At 56.6% G+C, this 22746-nt stretch carries 22 protein-coding genes; 14 read left to right on the top strand and 8 right to left on the bottom strand.

Features of this window, described 5'->3' with window-relative positions; all coding sequences use genetic code 11:
* Positions 1-58 precede the first annotated feature (58 nt).
* Positions 59-331, top strand: a complete 273-nt coding sequence (locus E3E27_RS00890; protein WP_167773122.1) for a hypothetical protein — start codon at positions 59-61, stop codon at positions 329-331.
* Entirely contained in the window at positions 298-648 is a 351-nt protein-coding gene (locus tag E3E27_RS00885; RefSeq protein ID WP_167773121.1) for a PIN domain-containing protein, read from the top strand. The genes E3E27_RS00890 and E3E27_RS00885 overlap by 34 nt, the downstream gene beginning before the upstream one ends.
* On the opposite strand, the gene E3E27_RS00880 is transcribed toward E3E27_RS00885, so the two are convergent.
* Entirely contained in the window at positions 636-1097 is a 462-nt protein-coding gene (locus tag E3E27_RS00880) for a DUF1931 family protein (RefSeq protein ID WP_014789528.1), read from the bottom strand. The two genes, E3E27_RS00885 and E3E27_RS00880, sit on opposite strands and share 13 nt — an antisense overlap.
* Before the next feature lie 95 nt (positions 1098-1192).
* On the opposite strand from E3E27_RS00880, the gene E3E27_RS00875 reads away from it, so the two are divergent.
* Both E3E27_RS00875 and E3E27_RS00870 read left to right on the top strand, forming a co-directional pair.
* The gene (locus E3E27_RS00875; RefSeq protein ID WP_167773120.1) at positions 1193-1792 is read left to right on the top strand and encodes a molybdenum cofactor guanylyltransferase; all 600 of its coding nucleotides are present in this window, start codon (positions 1193-1195) and stop codon (positions 1790-1792) included.
* A 154-nt stretch (positions 1793-1946) separates the two neighbouring features.
* The gene (locus tag E3E27_RS00870) at positions 1947-2942 is read left to right on the top strand and encodes a pyrolysin (RefSeq protein ID WP_240910631.1); all 996 of its coding nucleotides are present in this window, start codon (positions 1947-1949) and stop codon (positions 2940-2942) included.
* Between the two features lie 8 nt (positions 2943-2950).
* Here the strand turns inward: E3E27_RS00870 and E3E27_RS00865 are convergent, their stop codons facing one another.
* Positions 2951-3469: a biotin transporter BioY gene (locus tag E3E27_RS00865; protein ID WP_167773118.1), complete on the bottom strand. Its 519-nt coding sequence runs from the start codon at positions 3467-3469 to the stop codon at positions 2951-2953.
* Between the two features lie 91 nt (positions 3470-3560).
* On the opposite strand from E3E27_RS00865, the gene E3E27_RS00860 reads away from it, so the two are divergent.
* Positions 3561-4352, top strand: coding sequence for an energy-coupling factor ABC transporter ATP-binding protein (locus E3E27_RS00860; protein ID WP_014789524.1), 792 nt, complete (start codon positions 3561-3563; stop codon positions 4350-4352).
* Positions 4349-5110, top strand: a complete 762-nt coding sequence (locus E3E27_RS00855) for an energy-coupling factor transporter transmembrane protein EcfT (protein WP_014789523.1) — start codon at positions 4349-4351, stop codon at positions 5108-5110. The genes E3E27_RS00860 and E3E27_RS00855 overlap by 4 nt, the downstream gene beginning before the upstream one ends.
* On the opposite strand, the gene E3E27_RS00850 is transcribed toward E3E27_RS00855, so the two are convergent.
* Together E3E27_RS00850 and E3E27_RS00845 are read right to left on the bottom strand one after the other, a co-directional pair.
* Positions 5101-5742, bottom strand: a complete 642-nt coding sequence (locus E3E27_RS00850; protein ID WP_237266241.1) for a hypothetical protein — start codon at positions 5740-5742, stop codon at positions 5101-5103. The genes E3E27_RS00855 and E3E27_RS00850 overlap by 10 nt on opposite strands.
* 56 nt (positions 5743-5798) lie before the next feature.
* Positions 5799-6182: a hypothetical protein gene (locus E3E27_RS00845; protein ID WP_167773117.1), complete on the bottom strand. Its 384-nt coding sequence runs from the start codon at positions 6180-6182 to the stop codon at positions 5799-5801.
* Between the two features lie 92 nt (positions 6183-6274).
* Here E3E27_RS00845 and E3E27_RS00840 point away from each other — a divergent pair, with 92 nt between their 5' ends.
* Positions 6275-7081: a DUF63 family protein gene (locus tag E3E27_RS00840; RefSeq protein ID WP_167773116.1), complete on the top strand. Its 807-nt coding sequence runs from the start codon at positions 6275-6277 to the stop codon at positions 7079-7081.
* 4 nt (positions 7082-7085) lie between these two features.
* Here E3E27_RS00840 and E3E27_RS00835 read toward each other — a convergent pair whose 3' ends face one another.
* Genes E3E27_RS00835 through E3E27_RS00825 form a run of 3 tightly spaced genes read right to left on the bottom strand, consistent with a single transcriptional unit; the run spans position 7086 to position 11346 of the window.
* Positions 7086-9707 (bottom strand): DEAD/DEAH box helicase, encoded by a 2622-nt coding sequence (locus E3E27_RS00835; protein WP_167773656.1) that lies wholly within the window; start codon positions 9705-9707, stop codon positions 7086-7088.
* A 5-nt stretch (positions 9708-9712) separates the two neighbouring features.
* The gene (locus E3E27_RS00830; RefSeq protein ID WP_014789518.1) at positions 9713-10186 is read right to left on the bottom strand and encodes an Lrp/AsnC family transcriptional regulator; all 474 of its coding nucleotides are present in this window, start codon (positions 10184-10186) and stop codon (positions 9713-9715) included.
* A gap of 32 nt (positions 10187-10218) precedes the next feature.
* Positions 10219-11346: a tyrosine--tRNA ligase gene (locus E3E27_RS00825; protein WP_167773655.1), complete on the bottom strand. Its 1128-nt coding sequence runs from the start codon at positions 11344-11346 to the stop codon at positions 10219-10221.
* A gap of 155 nt (positions 11347-11501) precedes the next feature.
* Between E3E27_RS00825 and E3E27_RS00820 the strand changes: the two genes are divergently transcribed.
* The 7 genes from E3E27_RS00820 to E3E27_RS00790 all read left to right on the top strand — a co-directional run bounded on the left by E3E27_RS00820 (position 11502) and on the right by E3E27_RS00790 (position 20534).
* A complete protein-coding gene (locus tag E3E27_RS00820; RefSeq protein ID WP_167773115.1) occupies positions 11502-12551 on the top strand; it encodes a CGP-CTERM sorting domain-containing protein in 1050 nt (349 codons plus the stop codon).
* 87 nt (positions 12552-12638) lie between these two features.
* Positions 12639-14078 (top strand): ABC transporter substrate-binding protein, encoded by a 1440-nt coding sequence (locus tag E3E27_RS00815; RefSeq protein ID WP_167773114.1) that lies wholly within the window; start codon positions 12639-12641, stop codon positions 14076-14078.
* A gap of 150 nt (positions 14079-14228) precedes the next feature.
* Positions 14229-16067 carry an iron ABC transporter permease gene (locus E3E27_RS00810; RefSeq protein WP_167773113.1) on the top strand — a complete coding sequence of 613 codons (1839 nt, stop codon included), beginning with the start codon at positions 14229-14231 and terminating at the stop codon, positions 16065-16067.
* Positions 16068-16077: 10 nt separating this feature from the next.
* Positions 16078-17142 carry an ABC transporter ATP-binding protein gene (locus E3E27_RS00805; protein WP_014789513.1) on the top strand — a complete coding sequence of 355 codons (1065 nt, stop codon included), beginning with the start codon at positions 16078-16080 and terminating at the stop codon, positions 17140-17142.
* 32 nt (positions 17143-17174) lie between these two features.
* Positions 17175-17768, top strand: coding sequence for a DUF447 domain-containing protein (locus E3E27_RS00800; protein ID WP_167773112.1), 594 nt, complete (start codon positions 17175-17177; stop codon positions 17766-17768).
* Between the two features lie 44 nt (positions 17769-17812).
* Positions 17813-19822 (top strand): metallophosphoesterase, encoded by a 2010-nt coding sequence (locus E3E27_RS00795; protein WP_167773111.1) that lies wholly within the window; start codon positions 17813-17815, stop codon positions 19820-19822.
* An 88-nt stretch (positions 19823-19910) separates the two neighbouring features.
* On the top strand, positions 19911-20534 hold the full coding sequence (locus E3E27_RS00790; RefSeq protein WP_167773110.1) for a hypothetical protein: 624 nt from the start codon (positions 19911-19913) through the stop codon (positions 20532-20534).
* Here the strand turns inward: E3E27_RS00790 and E3E27_RS00785 are convergent, their stop codons facing one another.
* Complete coding sequence (locus tag E3E27_RS00785; RefSeq protein ID WP_167773109.1) at positions 20535-22670, bottom strand: restriction endonuclease; 2136 nt, start codon at positions 22668-22670, stop codon at positions 20535-20537.
* Positions 22671-22746 lie beyond the last annotated feature (76 nt).

Below are 22746 nucleotides of genomic sequence, written 5' to 3'. Positions count from 1 at the left end.
TTTCCATTTTTCACAACACTTAAATACGTGAACTCACATATTCCAGTGCGGTGATGCTATGCCGAACATAACCCTCTCTATCCCCCCCGACCTCTACAGGCGAATGAAGAGGCACCCCGAAATAAAGTGGAGTGAGGTAGCGAGAAAGGCCATAGCAGAGTATTTGGCCAAAATCGAGGCCGAGGAGCTGGGTTCTGAGGAGATACTGTCCCTTCTCGGCGAGGACTTCAGGAGGGAGCTTGAGAGCACCCCCCTTGAGAAATACGAGGAGGCACTTGAGAAAACGAGGGATGCGGAATGGAGGAGGCTCTCTACGACACCAACGTCCTGATTGAAGCGGCAAAATCCGGAAAAAAGCTGAACGAATACACCACCGTTCTAAACGTCGTGGAGTTCCCGAGGGCGCTTGAGCTCGGACTGACGGTGATAACGCCGAGCCTCGAAGACTACCTGCTGGCGATTAAAATATCGCAGGCGATGGTGAAGAGGGGGACGCCGGTCCCGGCGGTTGATGCGATAGTTGCCGCCGTTGCGATTAACAGGGGGCTGAGGCTCGTCACGGAGGATAAGCACTTCGAGTGGATAAGGAAGGAGTTCGAGGGGCTAAGGCTCAGCTCGGAGAAAAAAGAAAGGGCTCAGAGAGTGTAGTCCAGAACCCTCTTGGCCTCCTCGATGTGCTCGGGGTAGACGTTCTTTATCTCCGGGTGCAGGGCCTTGATGACCCTCCCGACGAGCACGAAGAGGGTTCCCGCTATTATGGGAAGCTCGTTCACAACTTCCTCCTCGAGCGGAATGTCGCCGGGTATCTTCCTGAGGACGTACTTCCTGATGGGCTCGATCTGAACCTTCTCGTCCTCGATGACCGCTCTAAAGAGGTTGAGGCTGTTCCTGAAGCCCTTTGTGATGGGTATGTGCCTGAGCTTTATCGTGCCTGAGCGCTCGGCTTTAGCATTTTCGTAGGCCACCTCGAAGAGGTCAGCGAGCTTTTTCTCGACTATCTCCATCATCTCCTCGGCGCGGGGCTTAATGACCGCCAGCTCACAGGTTCTTTCGAGTATCTTCTGGAGCTGGGGGTATGGAATCACCATCTCCGCCACTGCCATCACCTCCGTTTTCTTCGCGAGAATTTTAGTAACTCAAAGTATATAAAACTTTCCCCGAGGTTTTTAAACCCAGCCGCAGACTCGAGACCATGAGGGCCTACGTGATAGCGTTCCCTGAAAAGAAGTGGGAGAACTACACGGTTCCAGTGGCTGATGAACCTGTGATTAAGCTCACCGAGAGGAGGCTTTTGATGAGCAAGAAGATAGACGAGGTCATCACTGTGGTCAGGAGGGACAGACTCAGGGTTTATTCACTCCACGTCTCGAATCCCCTTCCTGTTTCCGCGAGGGGCAAGATGGAGGCTCTCATGAAGGCCCTCCCGGAAGCGCCGTTTTTCCTGGCCGAGGGCAACATGCCGCTGATAATGCCCTTCCTCGTGAACTACATGACGGGCCTCTTCTACGAGAACGAGCCGGAGGCCCTGATACCCGTCTGGAGGGACGGGACGGCAGAGGTTACGCATGCGGTTTACGAGCCTGACGCCCTTGCCGATGCCATTGAGGCGGCACTGGCCGAGGGATACCGGAGCCTGGGCAGGGTAGTGGAGTTCCTCGACTACGAACCGCTGCCAATTGAGGAACTGGCGAAGAGGAACCCGAAGGTCACGCTGAGCTTCTTCAGGGTGCGGAACTCCTTCGACGTCAGATTCGCTGAGGAGACGCTGGAAAAGATGAGAAGCCAAATTTGATTGGAAACACTTCAAAATTATGTAAGAAGGCTTAAATAGTTCAAAGCCTACAATAAACTAAGGGTAGGAGTCCCGAAAAGTTCTTCTGCTCGGTTCGGATCAAAAAGGAGAGAGTATTATGAAAAAAATTTTGAGCGCAGCGGTATCGCTGCTCATGATTTTCAGTCTGGTGGCAGTGCTGGGGCCCCCGTCGGCTTCCGCAAAGCCCCTGACGGATTACAACGTGCTGGTTTTAAAGAACTCTGACGCCTGGGGTTCTCCCAGCGTTGAAAACACGCTCACGAACATGGGCGTCCCCTACGACGTTATGACAAGCGCTGAACTTCAGAACAGAACAACTCAGGGCCTAATAGATACGTACGATATGATTATCATTGTAAGCGACCAGTCCCAGGACTTTTACGACGAAATAGGGCCACAGATGGGCAAGCTGGAGGATTACGTAAGGGCAGGAAGGGTCCTCGAAATCCACGCCGCCAACTGGGGCTGGGGCGGTGGAGTGTGGACGACACCCCTGCCCAGGGACGTGACGCTGACCAAGAGCTACTCGCGCAGGGATTACGTTATCGCCAACAACACGACCCTCGCCAGCAGTTACGCAAGCCACGCCTACCTCAACAACCTTCCCGCCGACGCGGAGATAATCACAGTTCAGGCACCATCGGGAACTCCCGAATACGGCAGGCCGAGCACTGCAGTCTACACCCTTGGAAACGGCAGGGTGTTTGTAACGGGCCTTACCATCGAATACAGCGTCGCAAGAAAGGGGCCCGAATGGGAGGCGTTCTACAGGGAGATAATACTGAACAACCTGGGTTACTCCCAAGTGGTTCCCACACCTGAGACACCGGCTCAAAAGGGAATAAACGTGATGTTATTCAACTTCTACTACTACATTCAGTACCACAGGAACCTCGACAGGTACAACACCCTCTACGGGGAGGCCCTCGATGGGGGACTGGACAACGAAACCCTCGGTCTGGCGGCGATACAGAACGATACCGCCGCTGACTACTACGCCAACGCGAGCCAGTACGGGCCGGTTGTTGCGAACTTCCCGAGGATCTACATCTTCATAGACCTGAGAAAGGCGGCGCTTCACCAGAAGCAGGCAGTAGGAATACTTGAAGAGGGAATGGCCGACTGGTGATTTGCCATTCACCCTATTTCTATTGCTTTTCTGACCCTGTCTGCTATCAAAACCGCCACTCCAGCTTTTATTGCATCAACGGGCAGGAACGGCATCACCCCAAGGAGGAAGGCCTTCTGAAAGTCCCCTCCCAGGAAAAGGCCGAGCCTCAGCCAGCCGAGGAGGTATATTACCCCGACCCCGACCAGGGAACCTCCGAGCATGCCGCTTTTCTTTCCAGTTTTTTTGGGCACATACCCCGCTATGAACGCCGCTATTGGAAACGCGACTATGTAACCCCCAGTCGGCCCGTAGAATACCGCAAACCCGCCCTGAAAACCGGCGAACACCGGGAGCCCCACGGCACCCATGATCACGTAAACGAGCTGGCTCAGAAAGCCGAGCCTCGCCCCGAGGACGAGCCCGCTCAGGAGAACGACCAGAACCTGAAGCGTTATCGGAACCGGGCCTATGGGTATGCTTATCTGGGCACCGACCGCGGTTAGGGCCGCGAAGAGGGCGGCAAAGGAAGTCTCCCTGGCGTTCATGTAACCACCGAGAGATGCTGGAGGGGAGCCTTAAAACCTTTTGCCGTCGCCGTTGGGAACGTTTTTAAATCCAGCCGAAGAGTGTGAAGCGATGCTGAAGGCCGAAAACGTCTGGCACGTCTACGAGAACGGCAGGGAGGCCCTTCGCGGTGTCAGCTTCGAGATGGGTCAGGAAATAGTCGCCCTAGTCGGTCCCAACGGGAGCGGAAAGACAACGCTGGCCAAGCACCTGAACGGCCTTCTGAAGCCGACTAGGGGGAGGGTTCTCGTGGACGGAATGGACACTCGCGAGCACACGGTGGCGGAGCTCTCGCGCACGGTCGGCTACGTCTTCCAGAACCCCGAGCACATGTTCTTCGAGGAGAACGTTTTTCGCGAGGTGGCATTTGGACCCAGAAACCTCGGACTGAGTGAGGAAGAGATCGAGGAGCGCGTCAGGTGGGCACTGAAGGCCGTGGGCATGGAGGGCTTTGAGGAGAGAACACCGTACTCCCTGAGCGGCGGTGAGAAGCAGAGGCTGGCCATAGCGTGCGTCCTCGCGATGAAGCCCAAATATCTGATACTCGATGAACCCACGACGGGACTCGACGGAAGGTCCGAAGAGGGCGTCGTGGAGGCGATAAGAAGGCTCCACTCGGAGGGGCACGGGATTTTCCTAATAACCCACGACATGGAGCTGGTGGCGAGGCTGGCCGAGAGGGTGGTTCTGCTCCACGAGGGCAGGAAAGTCTTCGACGGTCCGGTGGAGGAGTTCTTCTCCCTGGAACTGCACGACTACGGCCTTGAAAAGCCCGAGCTCCTGAGGATAAGCGAGAGGGCTGGAGTGGGTTTCGTGAGGAGCGTGGACGAGCTGGTGGAGGCTCTGGCGGGTGGTGCGAGATGATCTACCCCTTCTACACTGAGAATGATTCCCTCCTGCACTCCCTCGACCCGCGGGTGAAAATAATCGGAACGGCCGCGGGAATAGCCGCGCTCATGCTCTATAACGATCCAGCCGTTCTGATACCGATGTTCTTCCTCTTCCTGCTCGTCGGGCGGCTGCTTGGTGGGGTTGGGTTGGGGGAGCAACTGAGGCTCCTGAAGCCCCTCCTGCCGATAGTCGTCATAACCCTGGTGGTGTGGCCCCTGATATACGAGCCGAGGCTCAAGGGACTTCTCTTCGGGGTTTCCTTCGCGATGAGGCTCCTCACCTTTGCCCTCCTGACCTTTCTCCTCCTGATGACGACCAGCCAGCGCGACCTTATCCTCGGCTTCGTGAGACTGGGAATGCCCTACGAGTTCGGACTGACGATATCGATAGCCCTCCGTTACATTCCAACCCTCTACCTGCTCTCCAGGAACATAATGGACGCCCAGAGGAGCAGGGGCTGGGAGGTGGACAGGGGGAACTTCATAGTCAGGGCAAAGAAGATGACGGCGGTTCTCATTCCCCTCCTCGTCGCATCGCTCAAAACGGCCCACGAGCTCAGCATAGCCCTCGAAAGTCGGGCCCTTGGGGCTTCTAAGAAGAGAACCTTTCTCTATGACATAGAGATGAGCGCGAGGGACTACGCGGCGGTCGTCCTCGTGCTTGTCCTCTTCGGACTGGCGGTGTACCTCCGCTACGCCCTTGGAATAGGCCACGTGAGCATCTACAACTGAATAATTGCCTTGACGAGGGAGTCAATCGGCAGGGAGTGGTCGCCGAGGCTTGAAACGTAGTCGGGAGGCGCGCGGAGAACGGTGATGCTGAGCCGGTAGTGGCCGCGGTAGGAGCTGGTTCTCAGAACTGCCAGGGCATCGAAGAGTTCCGGAAGGGTATAGAACCGTCTGAACTCGGAAGGAAGGTCGAGCTCGTTCAGCTCGATGGTAGAATGCCCCAGGACGAGAACGAGGCCCTTCCGGTCCACCGCCTTCCGGACCTCCAACAGACCTTCCCTGGACACGCCCGCGAGGGCGGGAAAGCGGGAGGCGAGGACGAGCGAGCCGTCATCAACCGCTTCGAGGGCTTTTAGAAGGTCGTCGAGGGAGTAAACGTTGCCGGCGTAGAGGTTTGAGACGTCCTCGGCGAGGCGCTTCAGCAGGCGCACGGAGAGAACGCCGCCGGGCCCCAGATGGTAAACCGAACCGCTTTTCAGGGCAGACGAGGCCAGGTGGTGGAGGAAAACCGTCTCGGAAAGCTCGTCCGCGAACACGAAGCCGGCCAGGGTTCCCTCACCTAAGCCAAAGGGAAAACCGTCAAAGGGCTTGACCTCCTTGGCCTGAAGTTCGGCCGGCTTGAAGAACATGGCCATCACCTTCGATAACGCGCTCCTGGTATTTATAACTTCCGCAAAAGACAAAGATGGCCTCAGAGGGAAGCGAGGGCGCCTATGGTGAAGAGGCCCAGCAGCGCCAGCACGCCGAACACGAGGCCTGCTATTATGAAGGACAGGAGCCACGCCAGGAAGGCTTTAAGCCAACCTGTGTCGAAGACGGTTTTTATGACCCACATATTGGCCAGGAAGGCCAGCAACGGCGCCAGTGGAGGGAAGATTGCCGCGGTCACAACGGCCACTATTCCGCCAACGATTCCTCCGCCAAGAATGGCTATCATTGCCCTCCCTATTGAGGCCTTCTCTATGCCTATCAGCTTGCCCGCCAGCGACAGGAAGATGGCCGCGATGAACAGACTGAACAGGAACGCGAAGATGCCTGCAGTGCCTATTGCAACGAGGTGGCCCGGGCCGTACATGGTATCACCCAAAGGCCATTGAAAGGAACGTTAATAAACCTTCCCCAAAAGAAATTTAAATTGCCCTCTCGATTTCCGATTGGGGGGATAAGATGCTTGAATCACTCCAACACGAGATATGGAACTTCCTCTACAAGTACTTCTGGGAACCCATGTTCACAAGGAGCGGTTACAACCCTGTGAACACCCTCGTCTACGCCCTCCTGCTCGGGTTCGGTGCAATATATACCTATAGGTATATACTGAAACCCCTCAACATAAAGGTCGATGAGAAGCTCTTCCTGGCCGTTACCCCAATGGTAATCTTCGGTGCCACCGTCCGCGCTCTAGTGGACGGGGGAATCCTCCCCAAACACCCCCTGCTCCTCACCCCAGGAATATTCTTCACGGCCTTTCTGGCCACGCTACCGGCGATACTGGCAGATGTCAAGTTCAAAACCTACCCCAAGGCCACCATAGCCTGGGGAACCGTTCTCTCCATCTGGGCCAATTACCTTCTGGTTACCAACGCCAAGAGCTGGGAGCCCTACGAGCTGACGCTGATCCACACCTTCGTCTCCTGGATCCCGGCCCTGCTGGTATACAGGTACCGGCCCTTCGATAGGCTCTACCTCTATGCCGTCTTAGCTCACCTCTACGACATGGGGTCAACGGTGGTGGCGATTCATTTCTACGGCTACCGCGAGGTTCACTGGCTGGAGAACATCCTGGTTCAGCACTTCGGGGCGTACTTCTACTACCCGTGGATAACCTTCATTCTTGTTGTAGTCTACTACGGCCTCCAGAAGCTGGTTCCGGACGAGGAGGAAAGACGCCTCTGGTACCTCATGGTTTACGTCCTGGGCCTGGGGCCGGCGATAAGGGACCCCGCCCAGCTGGTGCTGCAGATAGGAGGCTGATCCTTCAGCCGTTCCTCCTTCCATTCCTGTGCCTTTCCTGGGGTTGGTCACTCCTTCCCCGATCTTTTCCGCCTCCCCGGCCCCTCCAATCTAAGGGCCCTTGGTGTCCCCTTCCGCCCCTATGATCCCCGCGTATTGTCCTGCCCTCCTCGATCTCCCTCCTGAGAAGCTTCGCCTCATTCTCGGCAGCCCTTACCCCGAAAACCCTCGCTATCCTCTCGATGGCCTCGAGCTTCCTCACCATCCCGTCGAGCCACGTGAAGACGTCGCCCGGGTAAACGATGAGGCCGTAGACCTTCCTGAAGTGCTCCGCTATCTGGGTCGGGTGCCTGCCGTTCCTCCTCAGCTCGATTATCAGGTTTCCAACCCTTTCCATCGCGTAGTCGGTGCAGTCTTCCTCGCCGCACATGAAGAACTCTTGGTAGATTGTGAACAGCCTCTCCGCCGCGTTGGGGCTGAGCTCCGGAATGACCTTGTCCAGCTCCTCAAGGATCGAGGCAAAGCTCGGGGAAAAGACGTTCGCGCTTATTCTTCCCCTAACCGCGCCTTCAAGCTCCCTCTGGAGCGTCCCGCTCAGGTATAGGTTCTCAAAGGGATGAAGTTTCAGCGCAATCCAGCGGGCGGGCTTTTCCCTCAGGTTCTTCCTTATGAACTCGGCCTCCTTCGGCAGGAGGAAGCTCATGCTCACGGCCCTTCCGTAGGGCGTGACCTCCACCAGGGAGCCCTTGAGGCGGACGAAGTCCCACTCCTCCAGCTTCTCCAGAACCTTCCCGGCGCTCTGGTTCGCTCCGAGACAGCGCTCTTGAACCTCCTCGATGACGTCAAGCCTGTTAAAAACGCAGGAGTGAGCCAAAACGTTGTCCTGCTCAAGCTCGTCGCTCCATTCCACCATCACGGGCTCGATTGGAGCTGTTAAAAGCTTGAACGCCACTTCCTCTTCCGTCCCCTCCATCTGGGCGGAATATTTTCTCCCGGGCTCAATGATGAGGTAAACCCTGCCCTTCTCGTGGTAGAGCGGCCTTCCAGCTCGACCAAGCATCTGGTGGAACTCCCGAACGGTGAGCCACTTGTTGCCCATGGCGAGGCTCTCGAAGATGACCTGCGATGCCGGAAAATCAACGCCCGCCCCCAGAGCCGCTGTTGTAACAACCACGTCGAGCCTTTGCGCCAAAAACTCCATCTCGGTGAGTTTCCTCTGTTTGTAGGGCAAACCGGAGTGGTAGGGCTTGGCTTTGAGGCCTTTGCTCGTGAGGTAGGCGGCAAGCTCGTGCGTCCTCTTGCGCGAGAAGGTGAAGACTATGCTCTGACCCCTGTAGCCCTGCCTTGACTTCCTGCTCGCCTCTGCACGGCAGAGGCTCGCTATATGGCGCCACTTCTCCGATTCATTGCGGGCGATGATTATGTGCCTCTCCAAATCGACGGGCCTCTCGTCGTAGAGGACGAGCTTCAAGCCAAGCTCTCTGGCAAGCTCCTCGGGGTTTCCGACGGTGGCGCTCAGCCCTATGAACTGGGCCTTCGGGTAAAGCTCCCTCAAGCGGGCTATCAGGCCATCAAGCCTCGGTCCGCGCTCCTCGTCGTCGAGGGTGTGAATCTCGTCTATGATGATCGTCCCCACGTTTCCTATCTTCCTCCCAGCTCTGAGGAGGTAGTCAATGCCCTCGTAGGTTCCCACTATAATGTCGGCGTCTATTCCAGTATCGACCACCACCAGCTCGTCCCTCGTCTTAATCCTGCTCATACCGACGCGAATGGCAACGCGGAGGCCGAGTTTAGAATAGCGCCGCTTGAAGTCCTCATACTTCTGATTGGCCAAGGCAACGAGCGGAACGAGGAAGAGGAGCTTTTTCCCCTCCATCGCCCTCGGAACGCCCGCCAGCTCACCTATGAGAGTCTTACCGCTCGCTGTTGCTGAAACGACGAGAAGGTTCTCCCCCTCGAGGAGGCCGTTTTTAACGGCCAGACTCTGAACCGGGAGAAGCTCGCTGACGCCTTCGCTCTTTAGAACTTCCTTAAACTTCTCTGGTAGGGAGAGCTCGTCCACTTTGAGCTTTTCAACTTTTACGTGCTTTGCCTTCAGCTCGTCCCACTTCGTCACTTCAGGGTGCTTCGTCGGGTCGAAGCGTGGGTCGAAGGCGTAGAGGACCTTATCGAGGTCTCTGAACCTGTCCAAGAGTTTCTTCGCCTGGTCGAACATGGCCACGCTGTTAAAGCGAAATCGGAGCTCCCTCTTCAGCTCGTCCTCGGCACAGCGCTCGCAGATGTACTCGTCCCGGTATTTTATCCTGTTCCCGGGGGTGAGAACTGTTATCCTGCCCTCCAGCAGGCAGAGGCGGCACAGCTCTGCCTTCTCAACCCTCTTGTTTTGAAGCCTCCGCCTGAAGTAGTCCTCCCACTCATCGGCATTGACGAGGACGATTCTTGCCCCCCGGAGGAGCTTCTCAATCTCCTTGGGGTTCCGGTACTGGCTTCCCTCCAGAACCTTGAAGAGCCTCCCCTCGCGCATTATGAAGCGGTATATCCTGTCAGCCTTCAGGTTCTTCATCGCGGTGAGCTTTTCCGGCTCGCTCTCGATAAAAAACGCTTCCAGCTCGTTCTTCTTCCTTCCCGGCCTGATGACGAAGAGCACGGACATCACCCTCTCCTTCTCTCGAAGGGTATCCAGCCCTCCTTGAAGGTGTCCAGGATAAGGGTCACCTCGGCCCTCTCGAGGTTCTTGCCGAAGAGATCCTTGAGTCTCCCGACGAAGACCTTAACCTCGTCCGTGTCGTGGAACGAGGCCTTTATCAGTATACTCCGTTCTCCGGTTTTTCTGTAAACCGCCTCGACGTTTTCGAGTTCGGCGACCTTTTTCAGCAGAGAGTCCACGGTATGATCGTCTATCGCGAGCTTGAGCTCGAGGAACGCCGAAACGTACTCGTCCAGGAAAGCCGGGTCGATAACGGCGGAGTAGCCCTTTATCGCGCCGAGCTTTTCGAGCTTCTCAAGCCTGTTCTTAACGCTCGCAGGGGACAGGCCTACCCTCTTCCCCAGCTCTGTCAGAGTAATCCTGCCGTTCGAACGGAGGATTTTGAGAATTTCCCTGTCCTTCTCGTCTACTCCGGGCATCGGCTCCACCAGCTGGAAAAGGAAAAGAAGGCTCAGCGGGTGATCTTTATCTCCCGCATCAGCTCCAGCGGTTCGGGGTGCTTTTCAAAGTACTCCCTGACCGGCCTGAGGAGCTCGATGAGGTACTCAGCTACCGCGTTCTTGAGGTCGAGCGGGTGGAGCTTGCCCTCGGCAAAGTCTCTCTTCAGTTCCTCGAAGGTGGTGTAGGTGACGTCGCCGCCGAACTTGGCCGGACGGTGAATCGTGAACTCCGTTGGCTCTTCCCTGAAGATTATGTACTCGGCCCAGTCGAGGACCGGGTTGTACTTGACTTCCCTCGCGGGGCAGAAGGCCTTCCTGAGCTTCTGCCTTATCTCCTCGGGGTGGTCGTGGATGAACACAGCTGAATAGGGCTTGCTCTTGCTCATCTTCATCTGGGTCTTCAGCTCCTTGAACTGCTCCTCGCTCTCGATGGGCCAGACCGGCGGCTCCTGAAGGCCGAGTAGGAGGTGGTGGTGCAGGGCAACCGGCTTGAGCTTTTCTCCATTCCACTCGAGGGCGTGGTACTTGAGCTTCTGGGCGACTTCAATGGCTATGACGTGGGCCTTCCTCTGGTCCATTCCGGCGTGGGCTATCGTAACACCCTGGTAGAAGATGTCGGCGACCTGCATGGCCGGGTAGATGAGCTTTGCGAAGTCTATCCCCTCTCCCATCTGGCGGCCCATTATCGTTATCGAGCGCATCATTCTCGCAAGGGTAACGTTCTTGGATATGTCTATGACCGTCTGCCAGTAGTCGCCCTTCTCAAGTATCTCGCTCGCGAGAACGAACTCGACCTTCTCTGGTTTACCGCCCATGACCTTTATGCTCTGCTTCATGCCCTCCTTGAAGTAGGTCAAAGCCACCTTCTGGATTGTCTCCAAGTCACCGCCGAGCTTGTCGTTTATCCAGCTGTGCCAGTCGGCTAAGAAAATCCTCGTCTTGATTCCTGCCTTCTGGAGGTCGGCTATCTTCGCCCCAGCCATGAGTCCGGTTCCGAGGTGAATGTAACCGCTTATCTCAAATCCTATGTAGTGCTGCATTGGAACGCCGACTTCGAGCAGGTGCCTGAGGTTCTCTTCAGTCAAGAGTTCCTCCGTGGGCTTCCTCTTTATGAGCTGAATCCTCTCCTCTATGTCCATCACTACCACCTGAGCCTGAAACGGCGGAAGGCTTTAAGGGTTTTACTGCCAGGGGAAAGGAACTCACTGCAGGGCTTCAAAGTTTAACAGGGACGAAAAACTTTCCGATTCATAAGATTTATAACTTCATCAGCCTTAGATAACCCGGTGATACCATGAGGAAGGCTGCAATAATACTGGCTGTGTTTGTGTTCTTTGGAGTGTTTGGATTTGCCATGGCCAGCGCTACGACCATCGGTGTCGATCTCGCCCACGGCGAGAGCGACAAGGGACTGGCTGTTCTGACCGACAAGGACGGCAACGTCATAGCCGAGGGAATGATAAAGACCATCAGCGACGTCAGCTGGGCTTACATTGGCCCGGCCGAGAAGGCCGACGAGCTTGGAATCCCCCAGCTCGGTGACAAGATAACCTACGACGCCATAAAGGACGTGGACTTCCTTATCATTGGCCAGCCAACACAGGCCTTCAGTCCGGACGAGATACAGGCCATCGTCCAGTGGTGGAACGACGGCAACAGGATTCTTTGGGTCGCGGGCGATTCGGACTACGGTGACGGCCCGCAGAGGATCGACTTCGCCAACTCAATTCTCGACGCCATAGGCGCCAACCTCAGGCTTGACCAGTGCTCCGCCGAGGACGCCACCAGCAACGCCGGAGCCGGTTATCGTGTCATAGGCCTTGTGAACCCCGACAGCGGAACCCCCGACAAGGACATGCTCACCAAGGACCTCAAGAACGGGGGTAAGGTTCTCTTCCATGGGCCGGGTGTCGTTGCTTACGTCGATGAGAACGGCAACTGGAAGAGCCTCCACGGCGGAATAGCCGAGGGAATATATATCATCGTAACCACCAGCGCCGACGGGCAGATAGTTGAGAACACCGATCCAGCGGCCCAGGCGTACACCGCCGGCGACACCGGCGAGTTCCCGCTCATGGCTGTCCAGCTCTTTGAGGACAAGAAGAACGTCCTCGTCGTCAGCGGTGAGACTCCCTACGGCGGCTACGAGCCGATGTGGACCCCCGAGTACCACGGCGTTGACCTCGACGGCCCGCAGTTCGTCACCAACTTCATTCACTGGGCCATAACCGTCCAGAGCAACCTCGGTAAGGAGGAAACCAGCGAGGGTGGAAGCACCTGCGGTCCGGCGGCTCTGATCGGTCTCGCCCTTATTCCGCTCGCCCTCTACAGGAGGAGGAAGTGACCCCTCCATTTTCTTTGTCCCTTGAACCATTAATTTTTTATTGAGTTTCTCGAACCACCCACGATTGGCATAACCGGGTGATAAACCATGAAGAAGCCCGTGGCAATCGGCTTTATCCTGCTCCTTGCCCTTAGTGTTGTTGCCAGCGGTTGCATAAGCGGCGGAAGCGGCGAAACTTCAGGAATAACCCTCGTCGTCATAACCAGGCACGACGCGACGATACAGTATATGGTCAAGCAGACCTTCCTCCAGAGTGACATCGCCAAGCAGTACAACATCGTGGACCTCAAGTTCATCAAGGTCCCTGAGAGCCTCTGGCCGAGCTACATCGAGAAAGGTGCTGACGTCGGCTGGGGTGGAGGGCCTACACTCTTCGACGACCTCTACAAGGCCGGCTACCTCGCGCCGATAACCGACGAGAAGGTTCTCGGCCTCATCGGGGACCCGATCCCGACCGAGCTGGCAGGAATGCCTATGATAAGGAAGGACGGAGACAACGTTTACTGGATCGCCGCGGCCCTTTCGTCGTTCGGATTCACCGTGAACAAGAAGCAGCTTGAGAAGTGGAACCTCCCGGTTCCACAGAAGTGGGAGAACATAGCAAGCGAGGAGTGGGCGCTCAACCCGCCCCAGTACGGCATAGCAGACCCGACAAGGAGTACCTCCAACACTAGGATATACCAGATTATCCTCCAGGCCTTCGGCTGGGAGGAGGGCTGGCGCATAATGACCCTCATAGCGGCCAACTCCAAGGTCTACATGCAGAGCGACGCCGTCAGGGACGCGGTTATAAACGGTGAGATAGCGGCTGGAAACACCATCGACTTCTACGGCTACACAGCCATGCAGCAGAACCCCGACTGCCAGTACATAGTCCCGAAGGGGGAGAGCATAATCAACGGCGACCCGATAGCGCTCCTCAAGAACGCCCAGCACCCCGAGGCGGCCCAGGCCTTCATCTACTGGGTTCTCACCGAGGGCCAGGCCGTCTGGATGAGCCCCGACGTTAACAGGCTCCCGATCAACCCGCAGATATTCGAAATGACCATCACCAAGCCCTACGCAGACGTCATCTTCAAGGGCGAGAACGAGGGCAAGACCTATGGTGAGGCCAGGCCCGCCCTCGAGAAGGCCTACCAGGACGCCATAAACGCTGAAGGAATACCCTTTGACGACAAGCGCGCCCTCGAGACCATAAGCGCCGTCCAGTACTACTTCAAGGCCACCCTCGTAGATCCGAACCAGAAGCTCCACGACGCGTGGGTGGCAATAGTCCAGGCATACAGGGACGGTAAGATAACCAAAGAACAGTTCGAGCAGCTCAAGGCAGAGCTTACCGCCCCGATAGAGTTCAAGGACCCCGAAACCGGTCAGACCGTCACCTTCACCGAGGAGTATGCCAAGAAGATAAACGACAAGATCGTGAAGGACAGGAACTTCCAGGACCAGCTCGTCCAGGAGTGGCGCCAGGCGGCAGGCAACAAGTACGACAAGGTACTCCAGGACCTCCAGAGTATGACCGGTTGATTGATAACTTCTTGCAGATTCCTTTCTCTTTTGAACCCTTTTTTGGAAACGGACAAATCAAGCGGTTTTCGGAAATATTTAAATAGACCCGCTCTCGACCAACAAAGAGTGGCTGGTATTGTCGTAAAGGCTAGCGGAGGTTGATGCTCAATGCGGGTAAGCAAGTGGAGCGAGAGACTCTTCGGAACCCCACTGTTCGATCCCGTTGTGGCAGCGTCGTTCCTGTTCCCTCTCCTGTATCTGGTAGCGTTTCTCGTGATCCCAGTGCTGGCGATGCTGGCGGTGGCATTCGAGTACAACGGCCACTTTTCTCTCCACTGGTTCACCAGCATCCTGACGTCGGACTATTACATCAGCTGGCCCACTGGAGACTTCGCCAAGCTCGTCACTATGCCCAACGGGGAGCAGATATACTACATTCAGGGCGTTGATTTCGGAGTGGTGCTCAACTCAATAATAGTTGCCATAAGCGTCATGATACTGACGACTATACTCGGAACCATCTTCGCCTTTGTCATGGCACGTTACGACTTTCCGGGCAAGAACATCATGCGCATACTCCTCTTCGTCCCGCTCCTCGTCACGCCCTTTGTCAACGTCTTCATCGTCAAGAAGATGTTCCTCCCCAACGGCCTAATAAACTGGATATTCTACGACACCCTCCATATATTCCCTCACAGGGTGGTCATAGACGGTCTCGTCGGCGTCATAATCGCCCAGACCCTGACATACTATCCGATAGTCTACCTCAACGCCTACGCGAGCTTCATCAACATCGATCCAACGCTGGAGGAGCAGGCCGAGAACCTTGGAAGCAGGGGATTCCACCTCTTTAGGACGGTCACCTTCCCGCTTGCCCTTCCGGGAATAGCGGCCGGTGCAACCCTCGTCGGCATCTTCAGCCTCGAGGACCTTGCCGCGCCGATAGTCTTTCAGGGCAATCCCCTCGCCAGGAAGCTCATGTCCTTCCAGATTTACAGCGCTTTCACCAGCGGTTTCAACGTTGGCAGTCCACAGCTCGCCGCGCTGGCCCTCATAATGCTCACCATAGCTATCCTAATGTTCCTTGGAATCAGGAAGTACGTCAGCATGAGGCAGTACGCAATGCTCAGCAAGGGCGGAAGGTGGAAGCCTAGGGTTGCCAAACCAAAGACCTGGCAGGCTGCATTGATATACTTTGTCGTCGTCCCAATACTCCTGATATCAATATTCCCACAGGTCGGTGTCGTGATGCTGGCCTTCAGCGAGAGCTGGGCAGGAACCTGGCCCCGGGGCTTCACCACCGCCCACATACAGAGCATCATAACCCAGCCAGATATTGAGAGGGTCATCATAAACAGCGTAATGTACTCGACGGCGGCCATTATTGTCATCATACTGCTATCGCTCACGGCATCCTACGCCTCCAGCAGGTTCAAGAAGAGCAAACTCGGTCCGATACTCGACAGCCTCTCAACCATACCAATAGCCGTCCCAGGTATCGTCATAGCCATGAGCTACTTCTTCTTCTTTGCCAAGGTGTTCCCGAACACGCCCCTCGACCCCACCAACCTGCTGGGCTTCAACCCGGCCATGGTGCTCATACTGGCCTACTCGATAAGACGTCTCCCCTTCGCGGCGCGTTCAATCTCTGCAGGAATCCAACAGGTCCACGTGTCCCTTGAAGAAGCAGCCCTAAACCTCGGCGCCAGCAGGTGGAAGGCACTGACGGGCATCTTGATACCGCTGATACTCCTCAACCTCCTTGGAGGTGCAATGCTGAGCTTCGTCTACTGTATGAGCGAGACCAGCGTGGGTATCACCCTCGGTTCCATTAACCCCGACTACTATCCGATAACGGCCAGAATGGTGGAGCTCATGACAAGTGCCGTTGGAAGTGCCAACCTGGCCGCGGCACTGGGTGTCTTCCTGATGACGGTCCAGATAATCGCCATAGTCCTTGCGAACCTTATAACCAAGCAGAAGTACTCCTTCATAGGTCTCACATGAGGTGGTTGAGATGGTTGATGTCAAACTCGAAAACATCGTCAAAACCTTTGGAGAAACCGTTGCCCTCAAAGGAATAAACCTTCACATAAAGGCGGGGGAGCTCTTCACCCTGCTCGGACCGAGCGGCTGTGGAAAGTCCACGACGCTGAGGATCATAGCCGGCCTTGACTTCCCGGACAGCGGGACGATATACTTCGGCGACGAGGAGGTCACCTACCTCCCCTCCAGCAAGCGCGGAGCGGTGCTCGTCTTCCAGAACTACGCCCTCTGGCCCCACATGACGGTCTTCGACAACGTCGCCTACGGCCTCAAGCTAAGGAAGGTTCCAAAGGAGGAGATAAAGAAAAAGGTCCAGTGGGCACTCGAGCTCGTCAAGCTAGAGGGCTTTGCGGACCGCTACCCGACCCAGCTTTCCGGAGGTCAGCAGCAGCGCGTTGCCATAGCGAGGGCACTCGTCGTCGAGCCGAAGGTTCTCCTCCTGGACGAGCCGCTGAGCAACCTCGACGCCAAGCTCCGCCTTGAGATGCGTTCGGAGATAAGGCGCATACAGCGCGAGCTCGGCATAACGGTGATTTACGTCACCCACGACCAGGAGGAGGCGATGGCCATAAGCGACAGGATTGCCGTCATGAACGTCGGAACCGTCGAGCAGGTCGGAACGCCGAAGGAGATATACGAGAGTCCGAGGACAGAGTTCGTGGCCAGCTTCATGGGTAAGACCAACGTCATTCCCGCGAAGGTCGTCGAGAGGAACGGTGACCGCGTTACCGTTGAGTTCGAAGGAATAAGACTCGACGGCCTTTACTACACCGAGAAGAGCGACGACGTGGTCATAGTCATTAGGCCAGAGAGGATAAAACTCAAACCGGTGGAGAATGCAGTTTCCTTTACAGGAACCGTTGATCTCGTTGAATACTACGGCTTCTTCATCGAGGTCGTCGGTCTCTTCGGGGACACCAGGATAATAGCCAGAACGATAAGCGACAGGGAAGTTGCCGGCCTGAGGCCAACCCAGCCGGTGACCTTCTACGTTGAGAGGGACGACATAATCGTCCTTCCAAAGCAGCAGCTTTAAACCCCTCTTTTTAATTATCCCCAGGTGGTGGCATGGAGCTTTTGGAGTTCCTCCGGGAGGGCCAGGTTTACGAGGTTCTCCTGGTCACGAAATCAAACGTCACCCCAGTAGGGATCGTGAGGAAGGGAGAGAGGCTGTTTTTCAAGCTCTTCGGTGGAAAGAGCGCTGGTGAGCTAAAGGAACACCCGTATGCCTCTCTACAGGTCACCAACGATGTCGAGCTTATTGTAAAGCTGGCCCTGAACGTTCCCGTCAAGCTGGAGTTCGAAGGTAACGGTCGTTATCGCTGGATAAAAACCCTACCTGGAGTTTACGGAAGGGTTAAGTGGCGGGAAGAGCCCCACGAGGACGAGCTCGGAAAGGCGACGGTGATGAAATGTTCCCTGGAACCCGCGGGGGTCATCGCTGGAGTCTTACCCCCAATGCCCCTCAGCAGGGCGGACTTCCATCTCCTCGAGATGGCCGTGGACTTCACCAGACTGGAGGTAGCAAGGAGGAACGGGAAGATTGATGTCGCCAAGAAGCTGCGCGAAAGGATAGTCACGAACTATTCCTCATACAGGCGGTTCGGAGGAAGCTTGGAGCTGGCTGAGGCTATGATGGCGGCACTGAACGAAGGTGGGTAGGGAAAGCTTATAACCGATTTATTTCAGCTTTTCTTGGTGGTACCATGAAGGCCGGCAAGCTTATGGCCCTTTTGGTGGCCCTGCTTACCATAGCGGCGGTTCCAGTGAGCACGGTCTGGGCCGCCTCGAGCTCGGTGGCTCCGGGGGAGGTTCTGATTCAGCCCCTGCCAGGAGTTCCAGCCATAGGGAAACCAGGAGATGTCGTTGAAATCCAGCCAGCGGAAGGCGTTGCAATCCAGTCCCTCCAGATAGTCTCGATACTCCACGGACCCTATGACCTTGAAATCGTCGGCACCGAGAACGGCATCATCAAGGCCAAGATACCGGAGGACGCGGTTCCGGACGTGTATTTCCTCGTCGTCAAGAGCGACAGGGGCGAGGTCACGATACCCAACGGCGTGTGGGTCATGAAGGACGCCCCAACGGTTCTCAGGATAGCCCACGGCAGCGACCTTCACGTCACCAGCGGTTCCAAGATGGGCTTCGTCTGCGGGGACTACTTCCAGAAGAGCATTCCAGAGATACTCCAGTACTGCGACCACCCCTACGCGATGCACAGCTACACCGCCGCCGACAGCTTTATGACGTACTACGCCATGACTGGCCTGCAGAGTGAGAACGTCATCAACCTCATAATCAGCACGGGCGACGACGTCGATACCAACGGCGACAGCGAGGGCTACAAGATGTTGGACGAGGCAATACTCCACGGCACCGCCGCAGGCACGCCCTTCATAAGCATAAAGGGCAACCACGACCACCCACCGACCTACTACAACAAGTACGTTGGGCCTAGGTACTTCTACGAGGTCATAGGCGACTTTCTGATAATCGGTCTGGACAGCAGGGGCGAGGAGAGGCACCCCGAGCTTGAGCAGCTCCAGTGGATGGAAAACGTGCTAAAGAGCCACCCTGACAAGGTACCAATAGTCCTCGTCCACCACCCGTTCTGGTACAGCACCCCCGACGGCAAGTGGGGCGGGACCATAAAGGGCTACACCGCCTTCGATGACGGTGACTGGCAGACCCTGACCAAATACGTTAGCTGGGACTGGGAAGGTAAGAACGGCGAGTACGACGAGATAGCCAGAACCTTCCTCCAGCTCGTCGAGAAGTACAACGTCAGGCTCGTCCTTGCCGGACACATTCACAGGGACAAGCCGGTCCTCTACATCGACAGGGAGGGCAACGAGCACTGGTTCTACACCGTCACCACCACCGGCGCCCCGGACAAGACCAGCAACCCGCCGAGCCAGGCCGACCAGAGCAGGGGCTACACCACCCCGAGCTGGTACGGCTCGCAGGTCATCTACGTCTATGAAAACGGCACCGTGAAGTTCCCGCTCGCCGGCGACGTCCTTCACGAGGGCATAAGCTCCCTCCCGATACCGCAGAAGTTCATCGTTTACAGGCAGAACGGTGAAGACGGGACTGCAGTCAAGTTCGTGAACGAGCTTGGCGAGGCCGTCAGCGGGCCCTTCGTCCTCGAGATACCCGCGGGAGCCAAGGTTGATCCGGAACACACCAATATAACCTACACCGTCCTCGGCGAGAGGGAAATCGGCGGAACCTACTACATGCTCCTCAACGTCACCGTCCCGGCCGGCGTCAGCCAGATAACCGTCGTCAAGGAAGCCGACACCCAGGGGCCCGAGGTTAAGGTAGGCTACCTCATGCCGGGCAAGCCCAGGCCGGGACAGAGGTTCAAGGTCTACGTCACCGCCAGCGACAACGTCGGAATCAGGGACATGAAGGTGCAGATAATCAGCGATGGCAAGGTTCTGGCGGAATACCCGGCGTTCTCGATGAAGCCGGCAGAGGTCGAGGCCACCTACTACACCGAGATCCCGGGCGTTGATGCAAGCGAGTTCACCATCAAGGTGATCGCGACCGACTTCTACGGCAACACCGGCGAGACCACCTACACCGTTGGCGGAAGCACTGGCACCAGCAGCCCGAGCCAGACCGAGACCAGCGAGGGCGGAAGCACCTGCGGTCCGGCGGCTCTCGTGGGCCTCGCACTCCTCCCGGCTCTTCTCAGGAGGAGAAAGTAAGCCTTCCATCTCTTTTTTACGTTACCTTTCGTTTTCCAAAGCCCTCCTTCCCGGGGAAGAGTTTTTAAACCGTCCCCATAAGCCCCCCATGGTGGTGAAGGTGAAGTTCAAGGGCAAGGCCTTTGGTAACATCGTGAGGATTGAATTTGATATCCTCACCCTCAGCGAGCTTAAAATAGACGACCTGCGAGACTTTGACGTCGATTCCATTAAGATAGAGCTCAAGCCCACCTCCTCGGGCATCAAGATAATAGGAACATGGGAAGGCCCGGTTGAGGAGGCCGGCGAAGGGATAAAGAAGGCCCTCTTCGAGAGCTACCGGCTCCGCGAGAGGGTGCTCAACAGGATAAAGAGCAAGACCGAGGCGATAAGGAGCACGATGCGCCAGCTTGGCTTTAAGGAGGAGGTTGAAGGCTACGGAAGCGCCCTCCGCTTCGTGAAGAAAGTCGGCTCCTACGAGATAGTGGTCGTTGCATCAACCACCGACGACGTTGTTAGGGTCGAGGTCTACGGCAACGACAAGAAGATAATAAGCCCAGAGCTCGAGAGCATCTTCGAGGACGTCGAGGTGGAGGAGCTGGAGATATACGACTTTGAGGAGAACAAGGAGGAGCGGCTCGTCATAAACCTGGAGATACCGCGGAACGAGGAAAAGCCTGAGAAGAAGATAGTGGAAGCAATAAGAATGATAGAGAGCATGCTGATGGCCTAATCACTTGTACTTGTTTTCCAGCGGGAGCTGTTTGAGCTTCGCCGTTAGCCCCTTCGCAGGGGCTTTGTCCTCGCTTGTTATCTTTCCCGTTTTGAGGTCTATCCTGGCGTAGTAGAGCGTCTCTTTACCGGCCACTTTGACGTGGACGTAGCCCTTCTCCTCGTAGAGGGTGAGCCTCTCGACGGTGGGGTTTTCTTCCCCGTACTTCTCGGCCACGTGCTTGAGGTAGCCCTCCTTTATTGCCATCTCGGTGAAGCGGACGTCGCTTTCGATAACCTCGCCGGTCGTCCTGTGGAGAACTATCCTGCCGACCTTCGTCCTCCCCGCGAATTCCGCCACCCAGTTCTCTCTTAGGGCAAGGGACTTGACCGTGGCCTCTTCGTCTATCTCCCTTGCCTTCTCCACCGCGATTTTCTCCGCCAGCTCCCCCCTGAGGACGCGGTCGGTCTCTTCTATCAGCTTTCCATCTTTGCTAACCCTGACGGTTACTATATGGCGATCGTTCTCGGCGGTGACCCTGTATTCTGTCTCGTCCTCTTCAACCGACTTTATCTCGAAGTCCCCGTACCGCCCCGAGACTATCTCCCTGGCCCTCTCCGCCGTCACCTCGACGAGGTAGTCCAGCACGTCACCTGTCGAGCCGTCCACCTTGACGACCGCCCTTCCATCGGCGCTCTCGAGAATCAGCTCGAGGTACTTGTGCTCCAGCACGCGGTACGAGCTCATCTCCAGGTTCCTGAGGGGGAAGTTGCCCTCTATCACCGCCCTGGCGTTCTCGGAGGCTTCCTCCGGCGAGGGTAGCTTTCTCGCCTCCCTGTACTCTCCAGTGGTGAGGTCCACGCTGACGACCGCTATCCCGTCCTCAAGCAGGATATCCGCCACCGCGGCCTTCTTGCCCTTCTCGAGGTTAAGCACCCTTCCATCGGGGTAGGCTTTCCTGAGGAGCTCTTCCAGGGCCTCATCGCTCATTATAACCTCCATTCCGAGGAGTTTGCCCGTGTAGGCGTTGAAAGAAGCCTCGAAGGAGAACCTCTCGGTCGTCCCGGTTATCTTGACCTTTCCGTTCACCCTCCTGAGCTCGTACGCCTTCACACCCTCCCCAGTCTGTTTGAGGACCTCGTTGCGAACCCTCTCAATGAAGTACCCATCGGGGAGGGGCTCCATCTCCAGCTCCACGTCTCCAGTCTCGAGGTTCACCAGCGCTTCCGCCCTGTTCTCCCCCGCCCTGATGGAGAGCTTGGTGGTTTTGGGAACGTAGACCTTCTTCCTTTCGTGTATCGTTATCTTCCCCTCCGGAACACCGAGCTCCCTCGCGGCGGCAGCCTTGAGAACGAAGACGGCCTCGCTTGGGCTTATCGGGACCTCCACTTCCCTCTCGGTGGCCCTTATGATGGAGCGGTCGTTCAGGAGAGCCTTTGTAACCGGAACGCTCAGCCTCTTATCCTGGGTGGCTCTGAGAACAATGTCCTCGTCCGAGAACACCACGGCCTTGTCCTTCTCCTCCTCACCTTCCACCGACCAGGAGAAAATGTAGGCGCTGGAGAGGGTCACGGAAACGGACTCAAGCTCTATCTCCCCGGGCTTCACAGGGTACCGTGAGGCGGCAAAGGAGGCGACCCTCTCGAGGACCTCCTCCGGCGAGAAGTCGTGGAGCAGGGGAGCGTCCAGCTCGAACTCCTCTATGGGAGTGTCTTCACTTTTCTCGTGAGCTTTCGCCATTTCTCTGACCAGTTCCTCGGGGGGTTCAAGGCCGTAGTTGTTAAAGAGCGAGGCCAGCTTCTCCCCGTCCCACGGGACTATCCGCCCCCGGTACTCCCTGGAGATGAGAACCTTGGCGTCCTTGGTGAAGCCGGCGGGAGATATGAGTATTCCCTTGTCAGCCCTGTACTTGTCAGCGAGGTCTGCAAAAACGTTGATGTCCCTGGAAGACGCCAAGCCCTTTGGGTGGAGCGCAAGAACCACCTTCTCCATTCCGGCTATAGGGTCGTCCCTTATCGCCACCACGTCGATTCCCCATTCCTTCCTGCCGGCGACCCTCTCGTACTCCCTGAAGCCCATTCTCCTCAGCAGCTCTATCACGTTCTCAATCAGCGTTTCCCTAGAGGCAGTTCTTATTAAATCGGGACTCCACGGCATCAGTCTCACCCATGAAAGTGAACTCTACCATCACCCCCCTATCGTGCTCATTTTATAAATCTCTTTCCCCGGAACG

This window comes from Thermococcus sp. MV11 (assembly GCF_012027285.1).
Classification (GTDB): Archaea; Methanobacteriota_B; Thermococci; order Thermococcales; family Thermococcaceae; genus Thermococcus; species Thermococcus cleftensis.
The sequence above is the reverse complement of the archived record's forward strand: the minus strand, read 5'-3'. Positions and strand labels throughout refer to the sequence as shown.

What these genes read in the sequence shown, in the direction of transcription:
- E3E27_RS00805 (WP_014789513.1), top strand. Translation starts at nt 16,078, where the DNA reads ATGGTTGATGTCAAACTCGAAAACATCGTCAAAACCTTTGGAGAAACC.
- E3E27_RS00875 (WP_167773120.1), top strand. Translation starts at nt 1,193, where the DNA reads ATGAGGGCCTACGTGATAGCGTTCCCTGAAAAGAAGTGGGAGAACTAC.
- E3E27_RS00865 (WP_167773118.1), bottom strand. Translation starts at nt 3,469, where the DNA reads ATGAACGCCAGGGAGACTTCCTTTGCCGCCCTCTTCGCGGCCCTAACC.
- E3E27_RS00840 (WP_167773116.1), top strand. Translation starts at nt 6,275, where the DNA reads ATGCTTGAATCACTCCAACACGAGATATGGAACTTCCTCTACAAGTAC.
- E3E27_RS00870 (WP_240910631.1), top strand. Translation starts at nt 1,947, where the DNA reads ATGATTTTCAGTCTGGTGGCAGTGCTGGGGCCCCCGTCGGCTTCCGCA.
- E3E27_RS00795 (WP_167773111.1), top strand. Translation starts at nt 17,813, where the DNA reads ATGAAGGCCGGCAAGCTTATGGCCCTTTTGGTGGCCCTGCTTACCATA.
- E3E27_RS00855 (WP_014789523.1), top strand. Translation starts at nt 4,349, where the DNA reads ATGATCTACCCCTTCTACACTGAGAATGATTCCCTCCTGCACTCCCTC.
- E3E27_RS00885 (WP_167773121.1), top strand. Translation starts at nt 298, where the DNA reads ATGGAGGAGGCTCTCTACGACACCAACGTCCTGATTGAAGCGGCAAAA.
- E3E27_RS00860 (WP_014789524.1), top strand. Translation starts at nt 3,561, where the DNA reads ATGCTGAAGGCCGAAAACGTCTGGCACGTCTACGAGAACGGCAGGGAG.
- E3E27_RS00850 (WP_237266241.1), bottom strand. Translation starts at nt 5,742, where the DNA reads ATGGCCATGTTCTTCAAGCCGGCCGAACTTCAGGCCAAGGAGGTCAAG.
- E3E27_RS00800 (WP_167773112.1), top strand. Translation starts at nt 17,175, where the DNA reads ATGGAGCTTTTGGAGTTCCTCCGGGAGGGCCAGGTTTACGAGGTTCTC.
- E3E27_RS00810 (WP_167773113.1), top strand. Translation starts at nt 14,229, where the DNA reads ATGCGGGTAAGCAAGTGGAGCGAGAGACTCTTCGGAACCCCACTGTTC.
- E3E27_RS00830 (WP_014789518.1), bottom strand. Translation starts at nt 10,186, where the DNA reads ATGCCCGGAGTAGACGAGAAGGACAGGGAAATTCTCAAAATCCTCCGT.
- E3E27_RS00790 (WP_167773110.1), top strand. Translation starts at nt 19,911, where the DNA reads ATGGTGGTGAAGGTGAAGTTCAAGGGCAAGGCCTTTGGTAACATCGTG.
- E3E27_RS00785 (WP_167773109.1), bottom strand. Translation starts at nt 22,670, where the DNA reads ATGCCGTGGAGTCCCGATTTAATAAGAACTGCCTCTAGGGAAACGCTG.
- E3E27_RS00890 (WP_167773122.1), top strand. Translation starts at nt 59, where the DNA reads ATGCCGAACATAACCCTCTCTATCCCCCCCGACCTCTACAGGCGAATG.
- E3E27_RS00815 (WP_167773114.1), top strand. Translation starts at nt 12,639, where the DNA reads ATGAAGAAGCCCGTGGCAATCGGCTTTATCCTGCTCCTTGCCCTTAGT.
- E3E27_RS00825 (WP_167773655.1), bottom strand. Translation starts at nt 11,346, where the DNA reads ATGGACATAGAGGAGAGGATTCAGCTCATAAAGAGGAAGCCCACGGAG.
- E3E27_RS00845 (WP_167773117.1), bottom strand. Translation starts at nt 6,182, where the DNA reads ATGTACGGCCCGGGCCACCTCGTTGCAATAGGCACTGCAGGCATCTTC.
- E3E27_RS00820 (WP_167773115.1), top strand. Translation starts at nt 11,502, where the DNA reads ATGAGGAAGGCTGCAATAATACTGGCTGTGTTTGTGTTCTTTGGAGTG.